This is a genomic window from Enterobacter cloacae complex sp. FDA-CDC-AR_0132 (assembly GCF_003010695.1).
Lineage (GTDB): Bacteria > Pseudomonadota > Gammaproteobacteria > Enterobacterales > Enterobacteriaceae > Enterobacter > Enterobacter ludwigii.
On record NZ_CP027618.1, the window covers coordinates 1815779 to 1841778 of the forward strand.

The 26000-nt window shown below is 55.2% G+C and carries 24 protein-coding genes; 9 read left to right on the top strand and 15 right to left on the bottom strand.

The window, feature by feature from the left end; all coding sequences use genetic code 11:
• The first annotated feature begins 199 nt into the window (after positions 1-199).
• The gene (locus AM379_RS08825; RefSeq protein ID WP_025206441.1) at positions 200-1018 is read left to right on the top strand and encodes a helix-turn-helix domain-containing protein; all 819 of its coding nucleotides are present in this window, start codon (positions 200-202) and stop codon (positions 1016-1018) included.
• On the opposite strand, the gene araD is transcribed toward AM379_RS08825, so the two are convergent.
• The 8 genes from araD to yiaK are packed head-to-tail and all read right to left on the bottom strand — an operon-like array spanning position 1019 to position 8568.
• Positions 1019-1714: an L-ribulose-5-phosphate 4-epimerase gene (gene araD / locus AM379_RS08830; protein WP_014168101.1), complete on the bottom strand. Its 696-nt coding sequence runs from the start codon at positions 1712-1714 to the stop codon at positions 1019-1021.
• Positions 1708-2568 carry an L-ribulose-5-phosphate 3-epimerase gene (locus AM379_RS08835; protein WP_014168102.1) on the bottom strand — a complete coding sequence of 287 codons (861 nt, stop codon included), beginning with the start codon at positions 2566-2568 and terminating at the stop codon, positions 1708-1710. Before AM379_RS08835 ends, araD begins: the two co-directional genes overlap by 7 nt.
• Positions 2550-3224 (bottom strand): 3-keto-L-gulonate-6-phosphate decarboxylase UlaD, encoded by a 675-nt coding sequence (gene ulaD, locus AM379_RS08840; RefSeq protein ID WP_106503616.1) that lies wholly within the window; start codon positions 3222-3224, stop codon positions 2550-2552. Before ulaD ends, AM379_RS08835 begins: the two co-directional genes overlap by 19 nt.
• Positions 3221-4726 carry an FGGY-family carbohydrate kinase gene (locus AM379_RS08845; protein ID WP_106503617.1) on the bottom strand — a complete coding sequence of 502 codons (1506 nt, stop codon included), beginning with the start codon at positions 4724-4726 and terminating at the stop codon, positions 3221-3223. Before AM379_RS08845 ends, ulaD begins: the two co-directional genes overlap by 4 nt.
• Positions 4727-4774: 48 nt before the next feature.
• Entirely contained in the window at positions 4775-6094 is a 1320-nt protein-coding gene (locus AM379_RS08850; protein WP_014168105.1) for an MFS transporter, read from the bottom strand.
• Between the two features lie 43 nt (positions 6095-6137).
• Positions 6138-7064 (bottom strand): DUF4862 family protein, encoded by a 927-nt coding sequence (locus AM379_RS08855; RefSeq protein WP_047366260.1) that lies wholly within the window; start codon positions 7062-7064, stop codon positions 6138-6140.
• Between the two features lie 27 nt (positions 7065-7091).
• On the bottom strand, positions 7092-7559 hold the full coding sequence (locus AM379_RS08860) for a YhcH/YjgK/YiaL family protein (RefSeq protein WP_086462922.1): 468 nt from the start codon (positions 7557-7559) through the stop codon (positions 7092-7094).
• A gap of 10 nt (positions 7560-7569) precedes the next feature.
• A complete protein-coding gene (yiaK, locus tag AM379_RS08865; protein ID WP_014168108.1) occupies positions 7570-8568 on the bottom strand; it encodes a 3-dehydro-L-gulonate 2-dehydrogenase in 999 nt (332 codons plus the stop codon).
• Between the two features lie 224 nt (positions 8569-8792).
• Here yiaK and yiaJ point away from each other — a divergent pair, with 224 nt between their 5' ends.
• Positions 8793-9611: an IclR family transcriptional regulator YiaJ gene (gene yiaJ / locus AM379_RS08870; RefSeq protein WP_020882654.1), complete on the top strand. Its 819-nt coding sequence runs from the start codon at positions 8793-8795 to the stop codon at positions 9609-9611.
• Between the two features lie 3 nt (positions 9612-9614).
• Complete coding sequence (locus tag AM379_RS08875; RefSeq protein WP_032679988.1) at positions 9615-10070, top strand: 4Fe-4S binding protein; 456 nt, start codon at positions 9615-9617, stop codon at positions 10068-10070.
• Positions 10071-10077: 7 nt separating this feature from the next.
• Here the strand turns inward: AM379_RS08875 and avtA are convergent, their stop codons facing one another.
• A complete protein-coding gene (gene avtA / locus AM379_RS08880) occupies positions 10078-11331 on the bottom strand; it encodes a valine--pyruvate transaminase (protein WP_106503618.1) in 1254 nt (417 codons plus the stop codon).
• Positions 11332-11511: 180 nt separating this feature from the next.
• Positions 11512-13542, bottom strand: a complete 2031-nt coding sequence (locus AM379_RS08885; protein ID WP_106503619.1) for an alpha-amylase — start codon at positions 13540-13542, stop codon at positions 11512-11514.
• A 314-nt stretch (positions 13543-13856) separates the two neighbouring features.
• On the opposite strand from AM379_RS08885, the gene AM379_RS08890 reads away from it, so the two are divergent.
• Positions 13857-14681, top strand: a complete 825-nt coding sequence (locus AM379_RS08890) for a protein bax (RefSeq protein ID WP_020882650.1) — start codon at positions 13857-13859, stop codon at positions 14679-14681.
• A 48-nt stretch (positions 14682-14729) separates the two neighbouring features.
• On the opposite strand, the gene xylR is transcribed toward AM379_RS08890, so the two are convergent.
• The 4 genes from xylR to xylF all read right to left on the bottom strand — a co-directional run bounded on the left by xylR (position 14730) and on the right by xylF (position 19706).
• The gene (gene xylR, locus AM379_RS08895) at positions 14730-15908 is read right to left on the bottom strand and encodes a D-xylose utilization transcriptional activator XylR (protein ID WP_020882649.1); all 1179 of its coding nucleotides are present in this window, start codon (positions 15906-15908) and stop codon (positions 14730-14732) included.
• 33 nt (positions 15909-15941) lie between these two features.
• Positions 15942-17123, bottom strand: a complete 1182-nt coding sequence (gene xylH / locus AM379_RS08900) for a xylose ABC transporter permease XylH (RefSeq protein WP_106503620.1) — start codon at positions 17121-17123, stop codon at positions 15942-15944.
• Positions 17101-18642: a xylose ABC transporter ATP-binding protein gene (locus AM379_RS08905; RefSeq protein WP_020882648.1), complete on the bottom strand. Its 1542-nt coding sequence runs from the start codon at positions 18640-18642 to the stop codon at positions 17101-17103. Before AM379_RS08905 ends, xylH begins: the two co-directional genes overlap by 23 nt.
• Before the next feature lie 71 nt (positions 18643-18713).
• Positions 18714-19706, bottom strand: coding sequence for a D-xylose ABC transporter substrate-binding protein (gene xylF, locus AM379_RS08910; protein ID WP_032679983.1), 993 nt, complete (start codon positions 19704-19706; stop codon positions 18714-18716).
• 371 nt (positions 19707-20077) lie between these two features.
• On the opposite strand from xylF, the gene xylA reads away from it, so the two are divergent.
• The 4 genes from xylA to AM379_RS08935 all read left to right on the top strand — a co-directional run bounded on the left by xylA (position 20078) and on the right by AM379_RS08935 (position 24489).
• Positions 20078-21400 (top strand): xylose isomerase, encoded by a 1323-nt coding sequence (xylA, locus tag AM379_RS08920; protein ID WP_106504352.1) that lies wholly within the window; start codon positions 20078-20080, stop codon positions 21398-21400.
• A gap of 71 nt (positions 21401-21471) precedes the next feature.
• A complete protein-coding gene (gene xylB, locus AM379_RS08925; protein ID WP_014168120.1) occupies positions 21472-22926 on the top strand; it encodes a xylulokinase in 1455 nt (484 codons plus the stop codon).
• Positions 22927-23029: 103 nt separating this feature from the next.
• The gene (locus AM379_RS08930) at positions 23030-23569 is read left to right on the top strand and encodes an isochorismatase family protein (protein WP_106503621.1); all 540 of its coding nucleotides are present in this window, start codon (positions 23030-23032) and stop codon (positions 23567-23569) included.
• On the top strand, positions 23569-24489 hold the full coding sequence (locus tag AM379_RS08935) for a GlxA family transcriptional regulator (RefSeq protein ID WP_106503622.1): 921 nt from the start codon (positions 23569-23571) through the stop codon (positions 24487-24489). The genes AM379_RS08930 and AM379_RS08935 overlap by 1 nt, the downstream gene beginning before the upstream one ends.
• On the opposite strand, the gene AM379_RS08940 is transcribed toward AM379_RS08935, so the two are convergent.
• Positions 24482-25477, bottom strand: a complete 996-nt coding sequence (locus AM379_RS08940) for an acyltransferase (RefSeq protein ID WP_020882643.1) — start codon at positions 25475-25477, stop codon at positions 24482-24484. The two genes, AM379_RS08935 and AM379_RS08940, sit on opposite strands and share 8 nt — an antisense overlap.
• A 184-nt stretch (positions 25478-25661) precedes the next feature.
• Between AM379_RS08940 and AM379_RS08945 the strand changes: the two genes are divergently transcribed.
• Positions 25662-25967 carry a YsaB family lipoprotein gene (locus AM379_RS08945; protein ID WP_106503623.1) on the top strand — a complete coding sequence of 102 codons (306 nt, stop codon included), beginning with the start codon at positions 25662-25664 and terminating at the stop codon, positions 25965-25967.
• Positions 25968-26000: the final 33 nt, after the last annotated feature.

The following is a 26000-nucleotide window of genomic DNA, read 5'->3' on the forward strand; positions in this document are numbered from 1 at the left end:
TTATCGTATTTATGCAAGGTACCCCATTCATTCTGCACCGAACGCTCAGGCCAACAAGGGAAGGGAAAAGTATAAAAAGGTGACGATTCCGACCTGATGATAAATTTGTGATTTCGATCGGGAAGGCAGGAAGATATTCATTAATAATCAAAGCATAAGATGAATATTAATGGCAATCAGAGCGGAATGGTGAATATCCATGCTTGAATTATCCATAGCGCTTCCGATTAAAGTGCAAAATGGTGGGCTCTTTATTTCCCGGGGCGTGGGCCGGCATCCGGCGCGCAAATTAACCTCGTGGGAGATTATCTTCGTCGAAAAAGGGACATTAACGATCCAGGAAGAAAACACGCTCTTTGAAGTGAAAGCGGGAGAGAGCTTACTGCTCTGGCCGGCGCGTCGACACGTGGGGACAGAAGATTTCCCGGCGGACCTGCGGTTCTACTGGCTGCATTTTGAGGTCGAAGCACAATCGTCGCCTTTGCCACATGCTTTTCCGGTGGCCATTGAACAACATTGCTGCGTGCGCGATGCTCAATATGTGATTGCGCTATTCCGGCAATTCCTGAGTGAGCAGGAAAAATTACAGCGAAGCGTGGCGCTGGAAATGATTTTGCTGCTGATTTTACAGCAAGTGTCGATCTCTTCAGGTTATGAAGACAGAGCCGATGAAGCCGGCGCGGCCATGGCATGGAAGGCAAAACAGCTTATTCGCACGCAGTTTCATCTGCCGCTTTCCACATCGCAACTGGCAAAAGCCTTGCACTGCAATGCCGATTATCTGGGACGCGTATTTCGCCGGACCTTTCACTTAACCCTGACGGAGGCGATCCATCGCCAGCGCGTCAGGGCGGCAGAAAAGCTGTTGCTGAACGACTCCGCGTCCCTGACCGAAGTGGCAACCCGCTGCGGTTTTAATGATGTCGGGTATTTCCGGCAGATATTTTCAAAGCATACCGGCTTAACGCCCGCCGTCTGGAAACGGCGGTACTGTAAGGAGCATATTAATTCCGGGTGATCACTGCCCGTAGTAGGCATTTGCTCCATGCTTGCGCAGGTAATGTTTATCGAGCAGTTCCTGCTGCATCGTCGGTAGCTGTGGCGCAAGCTGGCGTGAAAACAGCCCCATAAAGGCGCACTCTTCCAGCACCACAGCGTTATGTACCGCATCGGCCGCATTTTTTCCCCAGGTGAACGGGCCGTGAGAATGCACCAGCACCGCCGGGATCTGCATCGGGTTTACGTCGCGCTCCTCAAAGGTTTTGATGATGACTTCGCCGGTCTGGTATTCGTATTCACCCGCAATTTCAGCCGGGGTCATCAACCGCGTGCAGGGGATCGCACCATAAAAATAGTCAGCGTGCGTGGTACCCCATGCCGGTAAATCCTGCCCTGCCTGCGCCCAGACAGTGGCATGACGGGAATGGGTATGCACAATGCCGCCAATTTCAGGGTAACGGCGATACAGCGCCAGGTGGGTTGGCGTGTCGGAAGAGGGTTTTTTAACCCCCTCGACCACCTGGCCCGTGGCAATGTCCACCACCACCATATCCTCTGCGGACATCACGTCATACTCCACGCCGGAGGGTTTAATCACCATCAGGCCGCGTTCACGATCCACCGCACTGACGTTGCCCCAGGTGAAAGTCACCAGCTGGTGGGCGGGCAGCGCCAGGTTTGCCGCCAGGACCTCGGCTTTGAGTTGTTCTAACATGTCATCCCTCCTTCCTGCATCCGGGCTTCAATCCAGCGGCGTGCCTGGATGATTTCCAGTACCGGCTCTTTGGCTTTTTCAGTCCACATTTCAATCAGAAATGCGCCGCGATAATTGAGCTGATTCAGCGTGTTAAATATGCCCACGAAATCGACGCACCCCTCGCCGAACGGTACGTCACGAAACTGTCCGGGGCTTTGTTCAGTCACGGGCTGGGTATCTTTCAGGTGGATGGCGGCGATGCGATCGATGCCCAGCGTCAGCTCGGCGGCCACATCGTTACCCCACGCGCTCAGGTTGCCGACGTCCGGATAAACGCTGAACCATGGTGAAGCGAGCATTTCGTCCCACTTTTTCCATTTGCTGATGGAGTTCATAAACGCGGTATCCATGATCTCCACTGCCAGCATGACCTGCGCGGCGGCGGCCTGCTCCACGGCCCATGCCAGCCCTTCGGCAAAGCGTTGCCGGGTACCTTCGTCATGTTCTTCGTAATAGACGTCATACCCGGCAAGCTGGATGGTGCGAATACCGAGATCGCGCGCCAGACGGATGGCTTTGGTCATGATGGCGCGTGCGCGCTCGCGGACGGTCTCGTCCCGGCTACCAAACGGGAAACGGCGGTGGGCAGACAGACACATCGACGGGATCGCGACCCCGGTTTCCAGCATCGCCTCAACCAGAGAGGCGCGCTGCGCGGTGTTCCATTCAAGGCGGGACAAACGCTCATCAGTTTCATCGATCGACATCTCGACAAAATCAAATCCGCAGCTTTTTGCCAGCACCAGGCGCTCTGGCCAGGTGAGCGCTTTCGGCAGCGCTTTTTCGTAGATACCTAACGGATGCTGACGCATGGTGACTCCCCCCAGATGTCGCGGATGTGTGAATGGAATGCATGGGCCACCTGCGGTGGGTTAGCCGCGCCTGTCAGTGCCCGTCCGGCAATAAACGCTTTCACATTGATCTGCTTAAACAGCGGCAGGTCGGCGGGGGTAATGCCGCCGGTGATCGAGAGCTGCAGGCCGATATCCGAGAGGGCTTTCATGCTGGCGAGATCCGCCTCGCCCCACTGCTGGCCGCTGGCCTGTGCGTCGCGCCCACGGTGATAAATGGCCTGTGTGACCCCGATACGGTACCATTCACGCGCATCATCCAGCGTCCAGTGACCAAACAGCTCCATCTGAATTTCCCCGCCGCAGCGCAGAGCCACCTCGTGACCCTTCTCGACGGTTGCCAGCGGCGCGGCGCAGATGATGGTCATCCAGTTCGCGCCTGCGCCAAACGCCTGTTCAGCCAGCGTTTCTCCGGCATCGGCCACTTTCCAGTCAGCCACGATCGTTTTTTTCGGACACTGCTGGCGCAGTGCGCGCACGGCATTAAGCCCTTCGGTGAGACACAAAATGGTGCCTGCTTCGATGATATCGACGTGATCCGCAAGCCGCTCGACGTCGCGCTGTGCGGCCTGAAGTGAGGTATGGTCGAGCGCCAGCTGCAGTAATGGTCGGCTCATAGGTCGTGCTCCTTAACATGGGCGTGATAGCCCTGTAGTGCTGAAATCAGTAGCTGGTAGCGCTGATACTTGCGCTGGTAGGCCGCATGGGCATGCTTGTCGGGTGTGATGACGCGAATGTGATGTCTGACAGCCTGCTGCGCGGTTCGGAAATCGGGATAAACGCCGGTACCCACCAGCGCGGCCAGCGCCGCGCCGGAACAGCCGGTCTCTTCGACCTGTGGCAGTTCTATTGCCAGACCGCTGACGTCCGCGAGCATTTGCATCCACACATCTGAATGGGCAGGGCCGCCGGTTACGCGCAATGCCTGCACGTGCGTGAAGCGCGCTAGCATGCGGTTAAGATGGGTCATGTGGCTGAAGACCACACCTTCATAGACCGCCTGCAACAGATGCGCGCGAGTATGCAGGGCCTGCATGCCGTAAAACCCGCAGGTCATCTCCAGCCCGGCGTTGCTGCCATAGAGGAACGGCAGGAAGAGCAGATCGCTTCCGGCTTTCGGCAGGCTGGCCACGGCCTGGTTGATCGCATCGAATGACATGTCGCCCCACTGTGTGGTCAGCCATTCGAGGTTACCGGACGAGGTGGGGCTGGCTTCGTGAACGATGTAGTGCTGCGGATGAACGTAGCGCCCATACACATAGGGATACGGCTCGTTATGGCCTATACCGTTGGCGATCCCGCTGGTGACAGCCCAGGTGCCCATCACGGCGTTGAGCGTGCTGTCGTCATGTAACCCGGCGCAGATCGCGGTGGAAACCACATCAAACAGCCCCCCCACAACGGGTGTACCCGCTGCGAGACCGGTCAGGGCGGCGGCCTGAGCGGTGATTTCCCCGCAAATTTCTGCTGAACCGACGATCGGCGGCATTGCGCCGTCAATTTCATCGATGCCGAGCCAGCGTGTGAGCTGCGGGTCGTACTGCCCGGTGTTCATGTTGTAGAGATTGGATTCAGAGATGTTGCTCTCTTCACACCCTTTAACGCCGGTGAGGCACCAGCGCAGGTAGTCGTGCGCCATCATCACACAGCCAATCTGCTGATAACGGTGCGGTTCATTCTCTTTCACCCAGCGCAGGAGGGAGGCGGGATGCCCCGTCCATAACGTCTGGCGCGTATGCGGATAAAGCTTTTCAGGAATACCGTCCTGCTGCCAGCGCTGTACAATCTCCAGCGCCCGGCGGTCAGAGGAGAGCATGGCGTTGCCGAGCGGCTGGTCATACTTGTCCAGTAAAAACAGTCCTTTACCCTGAGCTGATATCCCGACGCCTTTGATTTGTGCGCCGCCGATGCCGGCCTTTTTAAGCAGCAGGGCGACGGTGGCGTGGCACTGCTGCCAGAGTTGGTGCATATCCCGCTCAGCGTGGCCTGCGTGTGGGCTGAGTGTGGCAACCGAGCGGCGCTCAATACAGACTTCCTGGCCCTGGCGGGTGTACAGACCGGCTTTCAAATACGTTCCGCCACAATCGATACCCAGCCAGAAGGGCTCTTTTTCACTCATCGTTGACTCTCTTGTCTTACGCCCTCTCTTCAGGAGAGGGCGGGGGGATCAGGCTGCGTGCTTATGCGGGTTCACGCCGGGGTTGGGTTCCGCTCCGGCATCGCATTTCGCCGGTAGCATCAGGGCGAGCAGCGAGGCCAGCGCCAGTGAAACCGCGAGGCAGTACACCCCGGCATCTTTGCTGTAGAGGGTGATCAGCACGCCCACCGCGTAAGGGCCGCAGAACCCACCGAGGTTACCCAGGGCGTTAATCACGCCGCGAGCGCCACCGGCCATCTCTGCGCTGAACAGGCGCGCCGGAATCGTCCAGAACACACCCGCAGCGGACTGCAGGAAGAAGCCACAGCCCACCAGCGCGGCATAGGCCAGCCAGATGTTCTCTTTCAACGCCACGGAGAGGAACATGCAGAGCGCGAAGCCAATCAGCGGCAGGGAGACGAACAGCTTGCGCTTGCCGGTACGGTCAGACAGTGAGGAGAACAGGAACATGCCCGCAATGGCGCCGACATAAGGCAGGATGGCGAGCATTCCCACCTGGCCGATGCTGGTATGCGTCAGCTCTTTGAGAATGGTTGGCAGCCAGAGGGTGTAACCGTAAATCCCGGTCTGGTAGAAGAAGTTCAGGGCAATCAGCTGCCACATGGTTTTGTCGGACAGAACCGCACTCAGCGAGGCATTTTTCACCGCTTTTCCGGCAATAGCCTGCTGTTCTGCGGCCAGCGTTTGTATCAGATAATTTTTCTCGGCCTCGGAGATCCAGCGAGCTTCCTGCGGGCGGTCGTAGACGGTGAACACCCAGAGCACCAGCACCACAATGGACATCAGCCCTTCAATGATGAACAGCCAGCGCCAGTCGAGTGCGGTGATAATCCAGCCCGACAGGGGTGCGGTGATGATCCCCGCAATGGGAACAAACATGATGACAATCGCATTGGCGCGGCCGCGTTCGGCGTCCGGGAACCAGTTACTGATCATCGTGAGCACCACAGGCAGCATCCCGCCTTCTGCCACACCGAGTAAGAAGCGCAGTGCCAGCAGTTGATACTGGTTGGTCACAACGCCGGTCAGGACCGAAATCACCGCCCAGGCAACCAGCGACCAGCCAATAAACTTCTTACCGCTGCCATGCACGGCAATCTTGCCGCCGGGCACCTGCAGGAACAGATAACCGATAAAGAAGATCCCACCCGCCAGGCCTGCCATGGTGGCAGAGATACCTAACTCTTCATCCATACCGCCTGGCATCGCAAATGCGATATTCACGCGGTCCATATATGAAATAATACAGGCGATAAGAATAGGCGGAATGATTCTTAACCAGCGCTGGCGCGGAATATCCGCTTGTAGAGCATGAGTAGAAATATTCATATTTAATATCTCAGTGAATGTAACCGGAATAAGATTTTTATTGTTATTGCGTTGCTTTTTTCATTTCACTAATGCCGTCGCGCAAAATAGCGATGCGATGGCTGACGTTAGCATTAGCATTTATTTCCAGTAATTTAATACCGGAGAATTTCAATGTTGCGGCGCTCGCCGCAGTAAAAAGTGCTTTTACCTGTTCGGTGGTCATTAAACTGTCGGCACAGAACGGGGAAAATGGCGCGTGCAGATCCTGCCATTCGCCGTACGCTCCGCGAACGGAGGTCCCGGAGAACATCAGTGCGCCCAGCTTCCCGGCCTCAAGTGCGGCTTTAACATGTTCAGGCGGCAGCGCGGTATTGCGTCCTTCGATAGCCGACCGCGCCCAGTTGATGCATACGCTGATATCCGTTTCTTTCACCACCTCAAGCACCTGCGCTAAGGGCAAAAACCCCTTGCGTGGCGCGGGGCCGGTCATGGCATCGCAGTGTTCAAGCACCAGGTCGCATGACCAGTCCCATGAGGTGATTTCACGTACAGAACGGGAAAACGCAGCGGTAGCTTGTTCAACAGACGGGTTTCCCGCCTGCGGCGCGGCTTGCATCTCCAGGGCAATAATTTTGCCTGGAAAGCGAGTATTGATGGCATCAATCTTTCGCAGCAGATGGCGGTAATAGTCAACGCAGGCTTTGCGCTGTTCTTCATCGGCAGAGGCCAGGCCAAACGCGCCATTTGTGCCGCGGCGGCGCATGGTTTCCATCACCGCGGTAACCACCATTTGCCAGTCTCCCGGCGTATGGCGGAACAGCCATTCGTCACCCAACGGATGGAGATCCTCAAGACACGGTTGCTCCAGCCCGCGAATATCTGGCGTGTCGGAAAGCGCTCGCCAGAAGTCCTGCTCTTCTTGTTCCCCTTGCTGGTGAAACGAGGGTGCGCAGGGGTACGCACCAATTATAAAACCGGTGTTAGTCATTTCGCATTCCCAATAGAGTTCAGAAAATTAATCTATTTCGCTGATTGCTACTTTCACCACAATTTTACGAATTGCCGATACCTTATTTTTAATGCAGGCAGGACGGTGAACATCCTGCGGAAAAAATATGGCGTAACTGCCGGGCGTCATTTCTATAAAAGATTCATTTTCGCTGCCGTGATAAAAAATAATATCCCGCTGTTCCAGCAGCGATTCGCTTATTTCGTTATTGCCGGTATCAATGGCGACACCGATTTTCTCTTCACCCCATGCCAGAAACTGTATGTCCAGATAGCGACGGTGCACTTCGGGACGGTTCTCATCCCACGTCCGGGTGGTGAGGTCGAGCACCTGAGCAAAGATGTTACGTCCGTCAATGTCCACCACGCCAGGTGCCAGCGCCGTGAAATCCGTGGTGCGCAGAAAATCGAGCGCTTTCTCTATCGCCCGCGGCAGGCGACACGGATTTGGCTGCGAAATATGTCCTAAAATCATGGCCCACTCCTTACAGAGACTGGATTTTCGCCCACACGCTGTCGTCAATGGTGATGCCGTTGCGGCGGTTCTCTTCGAGCAGACGTGTGAATTCATGACCCGGCAGTCGAACCGCGACGTTGTCATCAGCCCGCTCGGCGTTGATGATAAAGTCCATGATGCGCTGCAGTTTGGCATCGCGGGTGGGTCCGTCGATCAAACGATCGACCTCAATGGCGATAAAGATTTGTGACACGCCATATTCGTCGCTGTTGTCCTGGGTCACTTCCGCAACGGAGGATCCGTTGGAGAGCAGGGTTGCGATCATGTCGAGTACGATGGATAAGCCCGATCCTTTCCAGTAGCCCATCGGCAGAATGCGGCGGTTTTTCTCGATCACACCAGGTTCTCTGGTGAGGTGCCCTTCATCGTCAAAGCCCCCATCCACCGGCAACGTGCGTCCGGCCAGGCGATTCACTTCCAGCATGCCGTAGGAGAACATTGACATCGACATATCGACCATTGTGATCGGCGTAGACGGAATCGCCACGATCAGAGGGTTAGTGCCGATGCAGCACGCTTTTGAGCCCCAGGCTGGCATGACGGCAATGGAGTTAGTCCAGCAGATCCCGATGTACCCCTTCTCTGCGGCCTGCCAGCCGTAGCTGCCGCCGCGCATCCAGTGGTTGGCGTTTCGCAGTGCCACCAGGCCGATACCGTGGTCGGCGGCCAGTTCGGTGGCGCGATCCATCATCTTTTTCGCCGTCAGGTTGCCAATGGAACGTCGGGCATCCCACTGTTCGATGGCACCCAGCGAGGTCACCCGTGTTGGCTGGGCATCAGGAATGATGTCGCCGGCATCAAGCTGCTGAATGAAGCGAGGGAAGCGGTTAACCCCGTGTGAATAGACGCCCGATTCCGTGGTGCGGGCAAACATCTCCGCGCAGGCGTCGGCGGTGTCCGCTTTTACGCCGCGATCGACCAGGACCCGCCTGAACGCCGCTTTTAACTCTTCAAAGGTCACTTTCATCCCTGTTCTCCTGTTTTTGTCGGGGCAAGTGCGAGTGCTTTTTTATCGCTAAATTTCACTATGCGAAATCTGATTTCAAATATAGCGATCAAATTTTGCCAGATCAACGACATTCATGATTTTCAAAATCGATTAAAATCAACTGGTTGTGTTTTTTCTGTTGAGATCGTGAACTGAACCACACTTTGCGCTACCATCAGGGCGCGATAAAAAGGAGCCATTGGATGAGCACGAAAGAGAGCGAAATGACGCAAGAAAAAGAGAGGCCAGCAGGTAGCCAGAGCTTGTTTCGCGGCCTGATGCTGATTGAGATCCTCAGCAACTACCCGAACGGGTGTCCGTTGGCCCATTTATCGGAACTGGCAGGGCTGAATAAAAGCACCGTGCACCGCTTACTGCAGGGATTACAGTCGTGCGGATACGTTACCCCGGCGCCTGCGGCGGGCAGCTACCGCCTGACCACCAAATTTATCGCCGTCGGGCAAAAGGCGCTGTCGTCGCTGAATATCATTCACGTGGCGGCCCCGCACCTTGAGACGCTGAATATCGCCACCGGTGAGACGGTGAACTTCTCAAGCCGCGAGGACGATCACGCCATTCTGATTTATAAGCTGGAGCCCACAACCGGTATGCTGCGCACGCGTGCTTACATCGGTCAGCATATGCCGCTCTATTGTTCGGCGATGGGCAAAATCTACATGGCGTTTGGTCATCAGGACTATGTGGCGAGCTACTGGCAGAGCCATCAGGAGCAGATCCAGCCGCTCACCCGCAACACGATTACTGAGCTGAGCGCGATGTATGACGAGCTGGCGGAAATCCGCGAGCACAGCATGGCGATGGATAAAGAAGAGAACGAGCTGGGCGTCTCCTGTCTTGCCGTACCGGTGTTTGATATTCATGGCCGCGTGCCGTACGCGATCTCCATTTCGCTCTCGACGTCCCGCATGAAGCAAATTGGTGAAAAAAACCTGCTGAAACCGCTGCGGGAAACGGCAGAGGCTATCTCAAAAGAGCTGGGTTTTAACGTGCGCGGAGCGTGACAGATGAACCGATTTATCCTGGCTGATACGGAAAAATGCATTGGCTGCCGTACCTGCGAAGTGGCCTGCGTGGTGTCGCATCAGGGAATGCTTTCTGCAGGCGCGTTTACGCCCCGCATTCGGGTGGTCAAAGGCGGCGCATTCACTACGGCTGTGGGCTGCCATCAGTGTGAAGATGCCCCTTGTGCCACTGTTTGTCCGACACAGGCGATTCGCCACACCGCGGGTGCCTGGCGGGTGGAGCCGGCGCGCTGTATTGGCTGTAAAAGTTGTGTGGTAGCGTGCCCGTTTGGGGCAATGCAGGTTCAGCGGGTGGGGAACCGCGTTCAGGCGGTGAAATGTGATTTGTGCGCAGATCGCGAGGCTGGACCCGCCTGTGTGGAGGCGTGCCCAACCCACGCGCTGCGCTGTGTTGACCCCGCCAGATTACGCACCGAACGGCTGCATAATCTGGCGTAACGCGTTACTAGCTATCTTCGCGCCAGGCGTACTCGATCTCTTCGGCGAGAATTTTCACGCCCGCTTCGATTTTCTCCGGATCGGGCACGTAGTTCATGCGCATGCACTGATGCGTATGCGGCCACGGCTTATCCAGACCCGGGAAGAAGTAATCACCCGGCACCATCAACACGCCGCGCTTTTTCAGGCGCTGGTAGAGAAGCTCGGTGGTGATCGGCAGATCCTTAAACCACAGCCACAGGAAAATTGCCCCTTCAGGTTTGTGGATCAGGCAGCGTTCTTCCGGTAAGTAGCGGCGAAGAATGGCGATCGTTTCCTGTACCCGCTGGTAATAGAACGGCTTGATAACCTCGTTCGACAGGCGCAGCAGGTCATTACGTTTGATCATTTCACACATCATCGCTGGGCCGATTCCCCCCGGGGAAAGGCTGATAATGCCGTTCATGTTGGTAATGGCGGTGATGATTTTTTCATTGGCGATGATGATCCCGCAACGGCTGCCCGGCAGACCCAGCTTGGAAAGGCTCATACACAGGACGATGTTAGGGTTCCACAGCGGACGTGCTTCGCTGAAGATGATCCCCGGGAACGGCACGCCATAAGCGTTATCAATCACCAGCGGGATGTCGTGCTGATTCGCCAGCGCATCCAGCTTCATCAGTTCGTCGTCGGTGATGACGTTGCCCGTTGGGTTGGTTGGACGTGATACGCAGATCATGCCCGTCTCTTCACCAATATGCAGATGTTCAAAGTCGACGTGATATTTGAACTGGCCTTCTGGCAGCAGCTCAATATTCGGGCGCGCCGAGACGAACAGATCCTCTTCGAGGCCGGAATCGGCATAGCCGATGTACTCTGGCGCCAGCGGGAACAGCACTTTTTTGGTAGTGCCGTCGGCACGACGGCCTGCGAACAGATTAAACAAGTAGAAAAATGCGCTCTGACTGCCGTTTGTCAGTGCAATATTCTGTGGTTCGATATCCCAACCCAGCTCTTTGCGCAGCATTTCAGCAAGCAGTGTCAGCAGTTCGGTTTTACCCTGCGGGCCATCGTAGTTGCAAAGCGCATCGGTTGCTTTCCCGCTTTCCAGCATCTGAGCCAGCAGCGTCTGAAAATAGGTGTTCATCTCCGGGATTTGAGCCGGGTTTCCGCCGCCGAGCATGATGGCGCCTGGTGTGCGCAGCCCGTCGTTGAGGTCCTCCATCAGGCGAGTAATGCCTGAATGGCGGGTGAATTTGTCGCCGAAAAGTGAAAACGTCATAGCAGGTGATCTGTCGAGCTTATTTTGAAAGTGGGTAACCATAACGCTAGCACCGTGCTGGTGCAAATCGAGAGATGCGGTCGGGATTGTTGTTTTATGTGGCGGGAAGGTATTTAGGTAGTGGATTGTTCTGGTAAAATATCCCTCTCCCGGAGGGGGAGAGGGAACCGGTTGGCGTCGTTATTGATTACCCGCCCACACCACCATGACCTTATCGCCATTGTGCTCGCGAACGAAGCCGTAGCCTTCTTTCAGCGACAGCGTGGTTTGTTTGCCTTCACCTATTGCGGGATGACGGGCGCGGAACTGGCCCAGAACCTGCCAGTGGGCGACGGTTAAGGCCTGCTTGCCCGTCACGTCCTGCCAGTTCATATCCGAGCGGGTGCCCTGTAATGGATCGGACCCTGTCGGTCCGAATGGCCGCTCGGATTCATCGCCGTAGTAAATTTGTACGCTGCCCGGGGCGAGCAGGAGCAGCTCTGCGGCACGCTGGCCGCCTTCACGGAAAAGGCGTGTGTCATGCGACGAGAGATAGCTCAGGACATTGAAGCTTTGCAGTTTTTCCGCCATCTGCTGCCAGGTCAGGTCGATGTCCGCCAGACAATCTACCGCTTTTGCTGCCTGCTCCTGATAATCAAAGTTGATCATCGCGTCAAACCCGTGGCGGTAATAATCGCTTTGCATCACGCCGTGGCCCCATGACTCGCCGGTCATCCAGAACGGGGTATTGTCGAGTTTTTTGTCGGGATTCGCGCCTTTCCAGGCTGCCAGCGCCTGGCTTGCCTGATCTTTCAACTGCTGCCAGGCCTCGAGTTCCACGTGTTTTGCTGTATCCACACGGAAACCGTCAATGCCATAGTCACGTACCCACTGGCTGAGCCAGTGGGTCAGGTAATCACGCGGGGTGTAGCCCGAAATGGTCTTCGCGTGGGTATCAGGTTTATGTTGGTAGAAGTTGGGTAAACCGGAAGGGGTCGTCGACTCCGTTTTCAGGTCCGGCAGGAACGCCAGCGACAGGGTTAAATCGTCGAAGCCGGGATTGTCATAATCGCCAATGTCGGTGCGGATCCACTTTTTACCCCACCATTTTTCCCAGGCGGCTTTGTCGCTGAAGTTGATGTAATCGTTGAAGCTATGCCAGCTTTGGCCTGCTCCCGGCTTCCAGTCCGTCCAGTGCTCGCCCAGCGTTTTTTTCAGTTCATCACCCTGCAGATAAAGGGCCCCAAACTGGAACGCCTGCATGTCTGCGAGCGTCGCGTAACCCGTGTGGTTCATGACGATATCAAACAGGATGCGGATACCGCGTTTATGCGCTTCATCGACAAGGTGGCGTAAATCATCTTCGGTGCCCATGTTGGCATCAAGCGTGGTCCAGTCCTGGGTGTAGTAGCCATGATAGGCGTAGTGGGGGAAGTCACCTTTGGTGCCACCGCCAACCCAGCCGTGGATCTGCTCCAGCGGGGAGCTTATCCAGAGCGCATTCACGCCCAGCTGCTGTAAATAATCGAGCCGGGTTGTAAGCCCCTTGAGATCGCCACCGTGGAAGGTGCCGATCTCCTGCATGCCATCTTTGTGGCGTCCATAGCTGTTATCGTTAGAGGGATCGCCGTTGACAAAGCGGTCAGTCAGCACGAAATAGACGGTGGCGTTTTGCCAGCTAAACGGCGCAGGTTTGTCGGTTTCGGCGCGTTCAAGCAGCAGCAGGCCGTTGCTGTTGGCGGCGGGTTGCAGGGTGATTTTTCCATTCTGCACTGTTGCAGTCTGTTTGCTGTAGAAATCACGGACCACCGATCCTTCCGGGAAATCGTTGCCAACTTCAAGCGTCAGGGGCTTACCGTCCCACTTCGGACACTGGCGGGTAACGTTTGCAACCGACGGTTCCGCTGCGCTTTGAATAGTCAGCATCATTGTGGGCGTACCGGAGCGGGTATCGACACGCATCTGATACTCGCCGTCGCGGAACAGTCGCCACTGCGGCGGCGTGCCGTCACATTTTTTAAGCGACAGCATCTCATTGAGTTTTATCGCATCCGTTGGCTGCCAGCACGTGTTGTCAAAACTCAGCGTAAGAGGGCGAGTACCCTTCGCAAGCTTTGCCTGGCTGGTGAATATCCCGGTGCCTTCGGCGCTAAAGGCGTTGAAACCCGGTGATGACCAGTCAGCATGAGCCAGTGCGGGTAACATCAGAAAAGCTAATGCGGTGCGTTTCATTCCATTTTCCTGTCGCGGCATTTTTGACCAGTGTGCCATCAGGTGTTGGGTAAAAACTCATCCCGCGGGGCTTTCTGCAAGGATGACGCGCGAGGATGAGTGATCCCGCGCAAAATTAGGAAGTTATCTGCGAGTTCGCGCACAATTTTTCAGAATTGATGCTTATGTGAGCAGGTTTCAGGTGACATAGTTTCGGAATTGGACTATTTCTATACGTGCTCTTGCAGTCTATTTTTGTTATGATTTGAGATTCCGCTCTCAAATTTGTGAAAAAAATAAGGTGTTGGAATGTTTATATCCGACCAGGAGACCTAATGATATCGACTCCCATTCGACGATATGGGGCCGCGATACTCATGTTACTCACCATGGCATTTTCGGGTGAGGTGCTTGCGAAGACGCACACGGATACAACGAGTAAGAAAGCCCACGTAATAAAGACGACAAGTAGTAAGGTTAGCAGTAAACAAGAGTATTCTCGCAATAGTGCAAAGAGTAGTTCACTTCCTGATTTGCGAAAATACCCTTCCGGAACACCAAGGAAAAAAGCGTTTCTCCGGACGGTAATGCCTTACATCACAAGTCAAAACGCCGCGATTACTGCGGATCGTAACTGGTTGATTGCCAAACAGTACGACAGCCGTTGGTCGCCATCAGAACGCGCGCGTCTGAAAGATATCACCAAACGCTACAAGGTGAGCTGGAACGGTAACACGCGCCGTGTGCCGTGGAACTCTCTCTTAGAGCGTGTCGACATTATCCCGGGGAGCATGGTTGCGACCATGGCTGCAGCCGAAAGTGGCTGGGGCACCTCGAAACTGGCGCGTAACAACAACAACCTGTTTGGTATGAAATGTATCAAGGGTCGTTGTAACAATGCTCCAGGTAAGGTGAAAGGTTATTCTCAGTTTGAATCGGTGAAAGATTCCGTGAATGCCTACGTGGTGAATCTGAACACGCATCCGGCCTACTCATCGTTCCGTAAATCGCGCGCTCAGCTGCGTAAAGCGGATCAGGAAGTGACGGCCAGCACGATGATCCACAAGCTGAAAGGTTATTCGACCAAGGGACAGAGCTATAACAACTATCTGTTCGCGATGTACCAGGATAACCAGCGCTTAATCGCCGCACATATGTAATTCAAAAAAAACGCCTTCCATCGGAAGGCGTTTTCTTTTCTCTTTTTTCTACATCATCACTTCGCTGTGACGCTCCCGGTACTCTTTTGGCGTACTTTCATACTCCTTTCGGAACACCGAATAAAAATATTGCAGCGACGGGTAACCGCACATCTGTGAGATTTCGTTGATCGACAATGAGGTGGAGATCAGCAGGCTGCGTGCTTTCTCCAGTTTCTCGGCGTGGATGACCGCATGAATGGTTTCGCCCACTTCCTCTTTAAACCGCTTCTCCAGATTCGAACGGGAAATGCCCACCGAGTCCAGCACCTGATCGACCTTAATCCCTTTGCAGGCGTTGTTGCGAATGTAGTGCATGGCCTGAATAACTGCCGGGTCGCTTAAGGAGCGGTAATCCGTTGAACGGCGTTCGACTACACGGACAGGGGGAACCAGTAAGCGCTGAAGCGGCAACGCTTCTTTATCCAGCAGACGATGCAGTAACTTCGCCGCCTGATAGCCCATCTGACGCGTACCCTGTGCCACGGACGAGAGCGCCACGCGAGAGAGGTAACGCGTCAGCTCCTCGTTATCGATGCCAATGACGCACAGTTTTTCCGGCACCGGAATGTGTAAATGTTCGCAGACCTGCAAGACGTGGCGGGCACGAGCATCCGTGACGGCAATGATGCCGGTTTGCGGCGGCAGGGTTTGCAGCCAGTCCGCCAGTCGGTTTTGCGCGTGCTGCCAGTTCTCCGGCGCGGTCTCCAGCCCCTGATAAACCACGCCGCGGTACTTCTCCTGCGCGACAAGCTGGCAGAAAGCATGTTCGCGCTCAACTGCCCAGCGCTTGCCGCTGGTTGACGGTAAACCATAAAACGCGAAGCGATGGACGCCTTTCTCTTTCAAATGCAGGAAGGCGGTCTCAACCAGGGCATGGTTATCGGTGGCGATATAGTGGACCGGCGGATAGTGCTCGGGCGCATGGTAAGAGCCGCCGACGCCGACAATCGGAACGTCGACGTCAGTCAGCAATTGCTCAATGACGGGGTCGTCGTAGTCAGCGATGACCCCATCGCCCAGCCACTCTTTGATGTTTTCGAGACGGGTTCGGAAATCTTCTTCGATAAAAATATCCCACTCGGATTGCGACGCCTGCAAATATTCACCAACGCCCTCCACCACCTGACGGTCGTAGGCTTTGTTGGCATTGAATAACAACGTGATGCGGTGACGCTTTTCAAACATGGCTAACTTCCCAAATAAGTCACAATATTGTTATCAGGCTCGTCGCTTGGTTGCAGAGTCCATCCAGACTGCCAGCAAAAGAATGGCCCCCTTGACGATATACTGCCAAAACGTCGGGACGTCCATCATACTCATCCCGTTATCCAACGAAGCCATGATAAATGCCCCCATCACCGCGCCTGCCACGCTGCCGACACCGCCTGCGAGGCTGGTGCCGCCAATGACGCAGGCGGCGATAGCATCCAGCTCGGCGATGTTCCCGGCCGAGGGAGAACCCGCCCCCAGACGCGAGCTGAGGATCAACCCGGCGATAGCAACCATCAGGCCGTTAATGGCGAAGACGGCGAGTTTGGTGCGCTCGACGTTGATCCCTGAAAGGCGAGCAGCCTCAAGGTTGCCGCCGATGGCATAAATACGGCGACCAAACGCGGTACGCGTGGCCATAAACATCCCGGCCAGCAGCAACAGTGCCAGCAGCAATACCGGCGTCGGGACACCGCGATAGTCGTTCAGAAGCCAGATTGCGCCCAGTACAATGACCGCAGTGAGTGCCTGACGACCGATTGTGGACGTTGACGCTGGCGATGCCAGACCCAACGCCTGACGGCGCATTCGTCCACGCCACTGCCAGGCCACAAACGCCAGCAACCCAATCACACCGAACGTAAAGCCGACGCTATCGGCGAGGTAGCTCTGACCAATTTGTGACATGGCTGCGCTGGTAGGGGAGACGGTGGTGCCGTTGGTGATGCCAATTAAGATCCCGCGGAAGGCCAGCATCCCCGCCAGCGTGACAATGAACGACGGGACTTTACGGTAGGCAACCCACCAGCCGTTCCAGGCACCCAGCAGCAGACCCAGCACCAGCGTAACCGCAATGGTCAGCGGCAGTGGCCAGCCAAGCCAGACGTCAAAAATGGCCGCCACGCCACCGAGCAGACCCATCATCGACCCTACCGACAGGTCGATTTCCGCCGAGATAATCACGAATACCATGCCCACCGCGAGGATGCCGGTAATGGCAGTCTGACGCAGCAGGTTAGAGACGTTACGCGCGCTTAAGTACGAGCCATCGGTCATCCAGGTAAAGAACAACATGATGGCAATAATCGCCGCGATCATCACGAAAACCTGCAGGTTCAACGCTTTTAGACCGGCAAACGCGCCGGGCGTCGGAACAGCGACTTTAATATCAGACGGATTGCTTTTCGACATGACGTTCGCTCCTTAAAGCGGCTTCCATCACCTGCTCCTGCGTCAGGTTCTGGTTAATCAGATTGGCTTTCAGTTTTCCCTCGTGCATGACCAGCACGCGATCGCTCAGGCCGAGCACTTCGGGTAACTCAGACGAGATGACAATGACGGCAATCCCTTGCTGTACAAGCTGATTAATCAGTTTGTAGATTTCGTACTTGGCGCCGATATCGATCCCACGCGTCGGCTCGTCCAGGATCAATATGCGTGGGTTGAGGAGCAGGCAGCGCGCCAGGATTGCCTTCTGCTGGTTGCCCCCGCTCAGACGTCCAATGGCCAGTTCCGGGGAGGATGTTTTGACCTTGAGTCTGGCGAGCGACTGGAGAATGCACTGCTGCTCAGCAGCATCATCGAGGCTGCTCAGCGCACCGGAGAACCTATCGAGCGCGGCAAGCGTGATGTTTTTACCCACCGCCATGACCGGGACGATGCCATCTTTCTTGCGATCCTCCGGTACCATGGCAATACCGTGGGCAATCGCCTGCTGGCAGTTTTCGATTTTTACCGGCTGTCCGTCGATAAAAATACGGCCTTCCCAGCGGCCCGGCCACACGCCAAACAGGCACTGGACGGCTTCAGTGCGCCCGGCCCCGACTAACCCCGCAATACCGAGGATTTCGCCGCTGTGAAGGGAAAACGAGACGTCATTAACGCGCTTGATGTGGCGGTTAACGGGATGCCACGCGGTGAGGTTTTCCACGCGTAACACTTCGTCACCCGTGGTGTGCGGTTCGTTTGGATAGAGCGCCGTGAGCTCGCGCCCCACCATCATGGTGATGATGTCATCTTCACTCATGCCGGCAGCTTCACGTGTGCCGATGTGCTGACCGTCGCGGATCACACAGATGGTGTCCGAAATGGCTTTTACCTCATTGAGCTTGTGCGAAATGTAGATGCACGCAATGCCGTGGTTTTGCAGATCGCGAATGATATTGAGCAGGACGGCCGTTTCCTGCTCGGTGAGGGAGGCCGTTGGCTCATCGAGGATCAGCAGCCTTACCTGTTTGTTCAGCGCCTTGGCGATTTCAACCAGCTGTTGTTGCCCGAGGCCAAGATCACCGACGCGCGTATCCGGGGAGATCGCGAGACTTACCTGGGCCAGCAGTTTTTCACAGCGTAGCGTCATGGTGTCGTAATCCAGTACGCCATGACGTGAAATTTCGGCCCCCAGAAAAATGTTCTCCAGCACGGTGAGGTGCTTCACCAGCGCCAGCTCCTGGTGGATGATGGCGATGCCTTTGCGTTCGGTATCGCGAATGTGTGTCGCCTGAATCACTTCACCGGCAAAGACAATTTCGCCTTCGTAACTGCCGTGCGGGTAGATCCCACACAACACTTTCATCAACGTCGATTTGCCCGATCCGTTTTCGCCACACAGCGAGACCACTTCGCCGGGATTGAGCCGCAGACTGACGTTGTCGACCGCTTTCACCGCGCCAAAGCGCTTGGTGATGCTTTTCATTTCAAGTAAATAAGGCATAACTGCTCCACATGACCCGAGGGAAGAACAGTACAACTCGATGCGCCCCCGCAGAGCAGGGGCGCGCTGGATTACAGTTCACTCTTCTTGTGGAAACCGTCTTTAATGACGGTGGCGTCAATGTTGTCTTTATTGACTTCAATGGGGGTGAGCAGACGAGCCGGAACATCTTTAAGCCCGTTATTCAGCGTCGCGTCTGCCTTAGGTTGCTTACCATTTCCCAGCTCCACGGCAATTTCCGCCGCCGTATTCGCAAGCTGGGTAATCGGTTTGTAGACGGTCATGGTTTGTGTGCCTGCCATGATGCGTTTGACGCCCGCGAGGTCGGCATCCTGACCCGAAATAGCCACTTTTCCTGCCAGCCCCTGGGCGCTGAGTGCCTGGATTGCGCCCCCTGCGGTGGCATCGTTGGATGCGACGACAGCATCGATTTTGTTGTTGTTGGCGGTTAAGGCGTTTTCCATGATTTTCAGCGCGTTTTCTGGCAGCCAGCCATCCGCCCACTGATCGCCGACCACTTTAATCTTACCGCTGTCGATATACGGCTTCAGGACTTTCATTTGCCCTTCGCGGAACAGCTTGGCGTTGTTATCAACCGGCGAGCCGCCCATCAGGAAATAATTGCCCTGAGGTACTTTGTCGATCAGGCTTTTAGCCTGTAATTCACCCACTTTTTCATTGTCGAACGAAATATAATAATCGATATCCGCATTATTAATCATGCGGTCATAGGCTAAGACTTTTATGCCTTCTTGTTTGGCTTCTTTAACGACATTACTTAATACCTGGCCGTTATAAGGGATAATGACCAGCACATCGACGCCGCGGTTGATCATATTCTCAATTTGCGACATTTGCGTTTCTTCGTTGCCGTTCGCGGATTGCACAAACACATTCGCGCCAAGTGATTCCGCTTTTTTCACAAAAATATCGCGATCTTTCTGCCAGCGTTCAAGGCGGAGATCGTCAATCGCCATGCCAATTTTGACTTCCTTGGCATGTCCGGCAAAGCTTGCAAGGAGGAGCGTAGTGCAGAGAGTAAGGGACAGGTTCTTTATCTTCATAATTATAGGGCCTTTTTGTAGGGGTATGTGTTGCTGAGATAAAAGAAACATTCACTGCTGGGACGCAGCAAATTTTTAACGGGGAAAGGCGGGCTGGCAATTACAGATTTTTATCTTCGCATTATGATATTTGGTTTATTTCTGAATTTATGACCGCGATCGAATTTTAAAATACGTAACGTCTTAATTACATTTGATTATGGAAGAGGGACCGAAAAATAGTTTGCCTGCACATTATTTTGCGAGCCAGCGCACAGTTGTGCATTCTCTCAATAGCAGTGTGAAATAACGTAATTGAGCAAGCCAAAATGTCTATTCACTATTACTCCTGTATCAACGACTCGCCGCATACCCTGATTATGGAGCTCAATATGCAAGCTTATTTCGACCAACTCGATCGTGTTCGTTACGAAGGCCCGAAAACAACCAATCCTTTAGCATTTCGTCACTACAACCCGGATGAGCTGGTGCTGGGTAAGCGCATGGAAGATCATTTGCGCTTTGCCGCCTGTTACTGGCATACCTTCTGCTGGAACGGAGCCGATATGTTCGGCGTGGGTTCCTTTGACCGTCCATGGCAGCAGCCGGGTGAGGCCATCGAGCTGGCGAAGCGTAAAGCCGATGTCGCCTTTGAATTCTTCCACAAGCTGAACGTGCCGTACTACTGCTTCCATGACGTGGATGTGTCGCCGGAAGGCGCCTCACTGAAAGAGTATCTGAACAATTTCGCGCAGATGGTGGATGTGCTGGCGGCTAAACAGCAGCAAAGCGGCGTGAAGCTGCTGTGGGGCACGGCCAACTGCTTTACCAACCCACGCTATGGCGCGGGTGCGGCAACCAATCCGGATCCGGAAGTGTTTAGCTGGGCGGCAACGCAGGTGGTTACCGCAATGAACGCCACGCATCAGCTGGGCGGCGAAAACTATGTGCTGTGGGGCGGTCGTGAAGGCTATGAAACCCTGCTCAACACCGACCTGCGTCAGGAGCGCGAGCAGATTGGCCGCTTTATGCAGATGGTGGTCGACCATAAACACAAAATCGGTTTCCACGGTACGCTGCTGATCGAACCGAAGCCTCAGGAACCTACGAAGCACCAGTACGACTACGACGTTGCTACCGTGTACGGCTTCCTGAAACAGTTCGGCCTGGAAAAAGAGATCAAAGTTAACATTGAAGCCAACCATGCCACGCTGGCCGGCCACTCTTTCCATCACGAGATCGCGTCTGCTATCGCGCTGGGTATCTTCGGTTCTGTTGATGCTAACCGCGGCGATGCGCAACTGGGTTGGGATACCGACCAGTTCCCGAACAGCGTGGAAGAGAATGCGCTGGTGATGTATGAAATTATCAAAGCGGGTGGTTTCACCACCGGCGGGCTGAACTTCGATGCCAAAGTGCGCCGTCAGAGCACCGACAAATACGACCTGTTCTATGGCCATATTGGCGCAATGGATACCATGGCGCTGGCGCTCAAAGTCGCCGCCCGTATGATTGAAGACGGTGAACTGGATAAACGTGTCGCGAAGCGTTATAGCGGCTGGAACAGTGAGCTGGGTCAGCAAATTTTGAAAGGCCAGTTATCGCTTGCGGACGTCGCGAAGTACGCTGAACAACATCAACTGGCACCGCAGCATCAGAGCGGGCATCAGGAGCTGCTGGAAAACCTGGTTAATCACTACCTGTTCGATAAATAACAGCGAGTAGATAATAACGTAAGCCCGGTAAGCGTCGCGCCACCGGGCATTTCTGTTAAAGGAGTCACCGAATGTATATCGGGATTGATCTTGGCACATCGGGTGTGAAAGCCATCCTGTTAAGCGAGCAGGGCGACGTGTTAGCAACGCAGACAGAAAAGCTGCAGGTCTCACGTCCGCATCCGCTATGGTCGGAGCAGGATCCGGAGCAGTGGTGGCTGGCAACGGATCGTGCAATCAAAGCGCTAGGTGAACAGCACAGTCTGCGTGACGTCAAAGCCCTCGGCATTGCCGGGCAAATGCACGGCGCGACGTTACTGGACAGTCAGCATCACGTCCTGCGACCGGCCATTCTCTGGAACGATGGTCGCTGTGCGGAAGAGTGCGCACTCCTTGAAGAGCGAGTACCCACCTCCCGCAGTATTACCGGCAACCTGATGATGCCCGGTTTTACCGCACCAAAGTTACTGTGGGTACACCGCCACGAGCCGGAAATTTTCCGTCAGGTGGCGAAAGTTTTACTGCCAAAAGATTATCTGCGTTTTCGCATGACGGGTGATTTCGCCAGCGACATGTCCGATGCTGCCGGCACGATGTGGCTCGACGTGGCCAAACGTGACTGGAGCGAGGCCATGCTCGATGCCTGCCATCTGACTCGCGAACATATGCCAGCGCTCTATGAGGGCAGTGAGATAACGGGTACCTTACAGCCTGCCGTCGCAGAACGCTGGAATATGCCCGCTGTCCCGGTGGTGGCCGGTGGCGGTGACAACGCGGCGGGTGCCGTGGGGGTCGGGATGGTGGAAGCCGGGCAGGCGATGCTTTCGCTGGGAACGTCTGGCGTCTATTTTGCGGTCAGCGATGGTTATCGCAGTAATCCTGAAAGTGCCGTTCACAGTTTCTGCCATGCGCTGCCGGGAAAATGGCATCTGATGTCGGTTATGTTGAGCGCCGCCTCTTGCCTTGACTGGGCCGCGAAACTGACCGGGATGGCTGATGTTCCGGCACTGATTGCTGCTGCACAGCAGGCGGATGAAAGTGCGGGTACCGTCTGGTTTTTACCCTATCTTTCCGGCGAGCGCACGCCGCATAACAACCCGGAAGCGAAAGGGGTATTCTTTGGGTTAACCCATCAGCATGGCCCGGCGGAACTGGCTCGTGCCGTTCTGGAAGGCGTGGGATATGCCCTGGCGGACGGAATGGACGTGGTACATGACTGCGGTGTGACGCCGGCGAGTATCACCCTGATTGGCGGCGGTGCGCGCAGCAGCTACTGGCGCCAGATGCTGTCTGATATCAGCGGACTGCAGCTCGATTTTCGTACCGGTGGTGATGTGGGGCCTGCGCTCGGTGCAGCGCGACTGGCACAGATTGCCATGAACCCGGAAACGCCGCTTTCTCAGCTGTTACCGCAGCTTCAACTGGAACAGGCGCATCTGCCTGACGCGGCACGTCATGCGCGTTATGCGCAAAGACGCGAGGTCTTTCGCAAAATCTACCAACAGCTGCTGCCGCTGATGTCGTAAATACGGTTGTCTGTCAGAGGCACGAGGTTGTCCTTTTTTGGTCTGTGCGGGCCTTCATTTCCTTGCCAGGATGGTGTCATACCCACTGGCGAGGAGATTCAACATGTCACGTACTGCATTAATCAACATCGATACTCAGCAGTCATTTCATCACCGCGATTACTGGCAGGAGAACGAGATTCCTGCCTTTCAGCAGGCGATGCTGGGGCTGATTGAGGGCTGCCAGGCGCGCGGCATTCCTGTCGTTGATATTTTCCATATAGATGAAGACGGTCCGTTCACACTGCAAAGCGGCTATGTCAAACCGATGGCCTTTTTACGTCATCAGCCGGACGTGGTCTTCCAGAAACACGTCCATAATGCGTTCACGGATACCGGGCTTGACCGCTGGCTGCGTGAGCGAGACATTAATCAGCTCATCGTGTGCGGCATTCGCACGGAGCAATGCTGTGAAACCACTGCGCGGGTGGCATCCGATCTGGGCTATGCTGTGACCTTTGTTAGCGAGGCAACGCTCACGTTTCCAATGACGCACAAGGGGATAACCCTGAGCGCAGAGGAACTGCGTCATCGTACCGAGACGGTACTGGCCGGGCGGTTTGCCGACATTAAAACGGTTGCGGAGACGCTGGAGTCACTGTAATGAGCATCGACGTCTGGTTTGTGATGTTGCCCGGGGTGCTGTCATTAGACATGACGGGCCCGGCAGAGACCTTTGTGCTGGCAGGAGACGCGTTTCGCCTGCATTACATCGGTCCGCAGGCAGAGGTTCCGACGTCGATTGGTCTGATGATGGGCGGTATTCAGCCGCTGCCGGAAAGCCTGCCTGATGGCAGTTTGCTGGTGCTGCCGGGGGTAAGCGACTCCCGCTTTCAGTTTTCAACGCCGCAGGCGCAGCTGATTCAGCACTGGTTAATGCGCCTGCAGCCGCACATTCATCGTCAGGATATCACCGTCATGTGTGTCTGTTCAGGGGCGTTGCTGGCGGCAAAATCGGGCTTGCTGAACCACCGGCAGTGCACAACGCATCATGACGTTATAAGCCGTTTGCGTACGGCGGCTCCGACGGCAATCATCAAAGAAAACCGGATCTTCGTGCAGGATGAGAATATCTGGACCAGCGCCGGCATCACCTCGGGCATCGACCTGGCGCTGCATATGATTAACCGTCTGTGTGGCGCAGAAAAAGCGCTGGCCGTGGCGCGCGAAATGGTGGTCTGGTTTCGTCGCTCCGGGGACGATCCCCAGCTGTCGCCATGGTTACGCTACCGCAATCATCTTCACCCGGCCATTCATCGTGCGCAGGATGCGCTTACCACCGAGCCGCACAAAGCCTGGGCTTTACCCGAGATTGCCGCTCTGGCGCATGTCAGCCCGCGCCATTTAACGCGGCTTTTTCAGACGCATTTAGGGATAAGCGTTCGCGACTATCTGGAGCAGTTGCGTCTGGCGGTGGCTGAACAGTGGCTGTTGCAAGGGCGTGGCGTGGAACAGGCCTCACTGGCCGCGGGGTTTTCCTCCCCGCGCCAGTATCATCGTGCCCGACAGCGCAGCGTTAACTGACGAAGCGGCGGGTGTCGACCTTCTGCAGCAGCATTGACAGCAGCAGGCTCGCCATCAGCGTGACGGTGAAAATCCACAGGATATCCAGCACAGGCCAGCTTTTAAACTCGACCCCTCTCGTTCTCAGGGCGTGGATCACCAGCGCGTGAAAACCGTATATACCGAGCGAGTGCCGGGAGATAACGCTCAGCACCGGAAGAGGGCGTGCGTTCAGGGTGTTTTTGACGAGCGTAAGCAGGGATACGGCACAGATGAAGACCATCGGGCCGCAATACAGGTACCAGGTATCGGCAAAATTGCCGCGCCATTGCAGTTCATGCAGCGTTCCACGCGAAATCACGATCACGCCGATGATAAACAACGCTGCACATAGCCCGTTCATGCCGCGTTTTTGGGTGTCCATCATCCCGATAGCTCGCCCCAGCATGCCGTAGAGCACGTAGTAAAAGGTATCGCCGTTGATATAGAGATTGACCGGTAACCATTCAAAACCATCAATTTTCTGCGAGACCGTATTCGGGTTAGCTATGATGCCAATGACCACCATCAGCGCCAGCAGCATTTTCCCGCTCACGGTTTTCACCTGAATCAGTGGGGAAACCAGATAGATAACGATAATGGCGAAGAAAAACCACAGATGGTAGAAGACGGGTTTTTGCAGAAGGTATTTGAGAGATAGCCCGGCGTTAATCGAGGTGAACAGGGTGATATAGAGCAAGGCCACGGCGCTGTAGAAGCCCAGGCAGGCGGCGATGCGGATAAAATGACGCGGTTGCGCGCTACGCTCGCCAAAAAAGAGAAAGCCGGAAATCATAAAGAACAACGGCACACTGACCCGCGACGCGGAGTTAAGAATATTGGCTATATCCCAGTTAACAGGGCTGATACTGTGCGCATTGGTGACATACCAGGTCGTCGTGTGGATCATGACCACCATCAGACACGCTATTCCTCGCAGATTATCAATCCAGCTAATTTTTGACGACATCAGTTCCTCATCATCCCTTGTAAATTCAGTGTGACTGCGATTGTATTGAAGCCTCTCTCTGGAAAATTCTGAGTTTTATTGAGCAGCCTTGTTTGAAAGCCGCGAGGTTCGCAGAATGCCAGGGCATAATCTATAAAAGCTTTGCTACTAAAAATAACAGCCACTGAACAGGGCGGTAATAAAAATGATGATGAAGCGTGCGGCGTCACTCTTTCTGCTGTTTATCCTGGCAGGATGCAGTACGCCACCCTCTGCACCCGTGCAAAAAGCACAGCAGGGAAAAATCAGCCCGGAACGCTCCCTGAATATGGAGCAGTTCTGTAAGGATCAGGCTGCGCGCCGCTATAGCTCGGATGCGCAGAACATTGATGTCACCGGATTTGAGCGATTCCAGGGGAGTTATGAGCTGAAAGGCCATACGTCCCGTAAAGAGGGCTTTGTCTGTTCGTTTGACGCAGACGGTCAGTTTTTACATCTCTCCATGCGCTAAGCCGCTCGCATAATCAACAGCCAGACGCCGGCA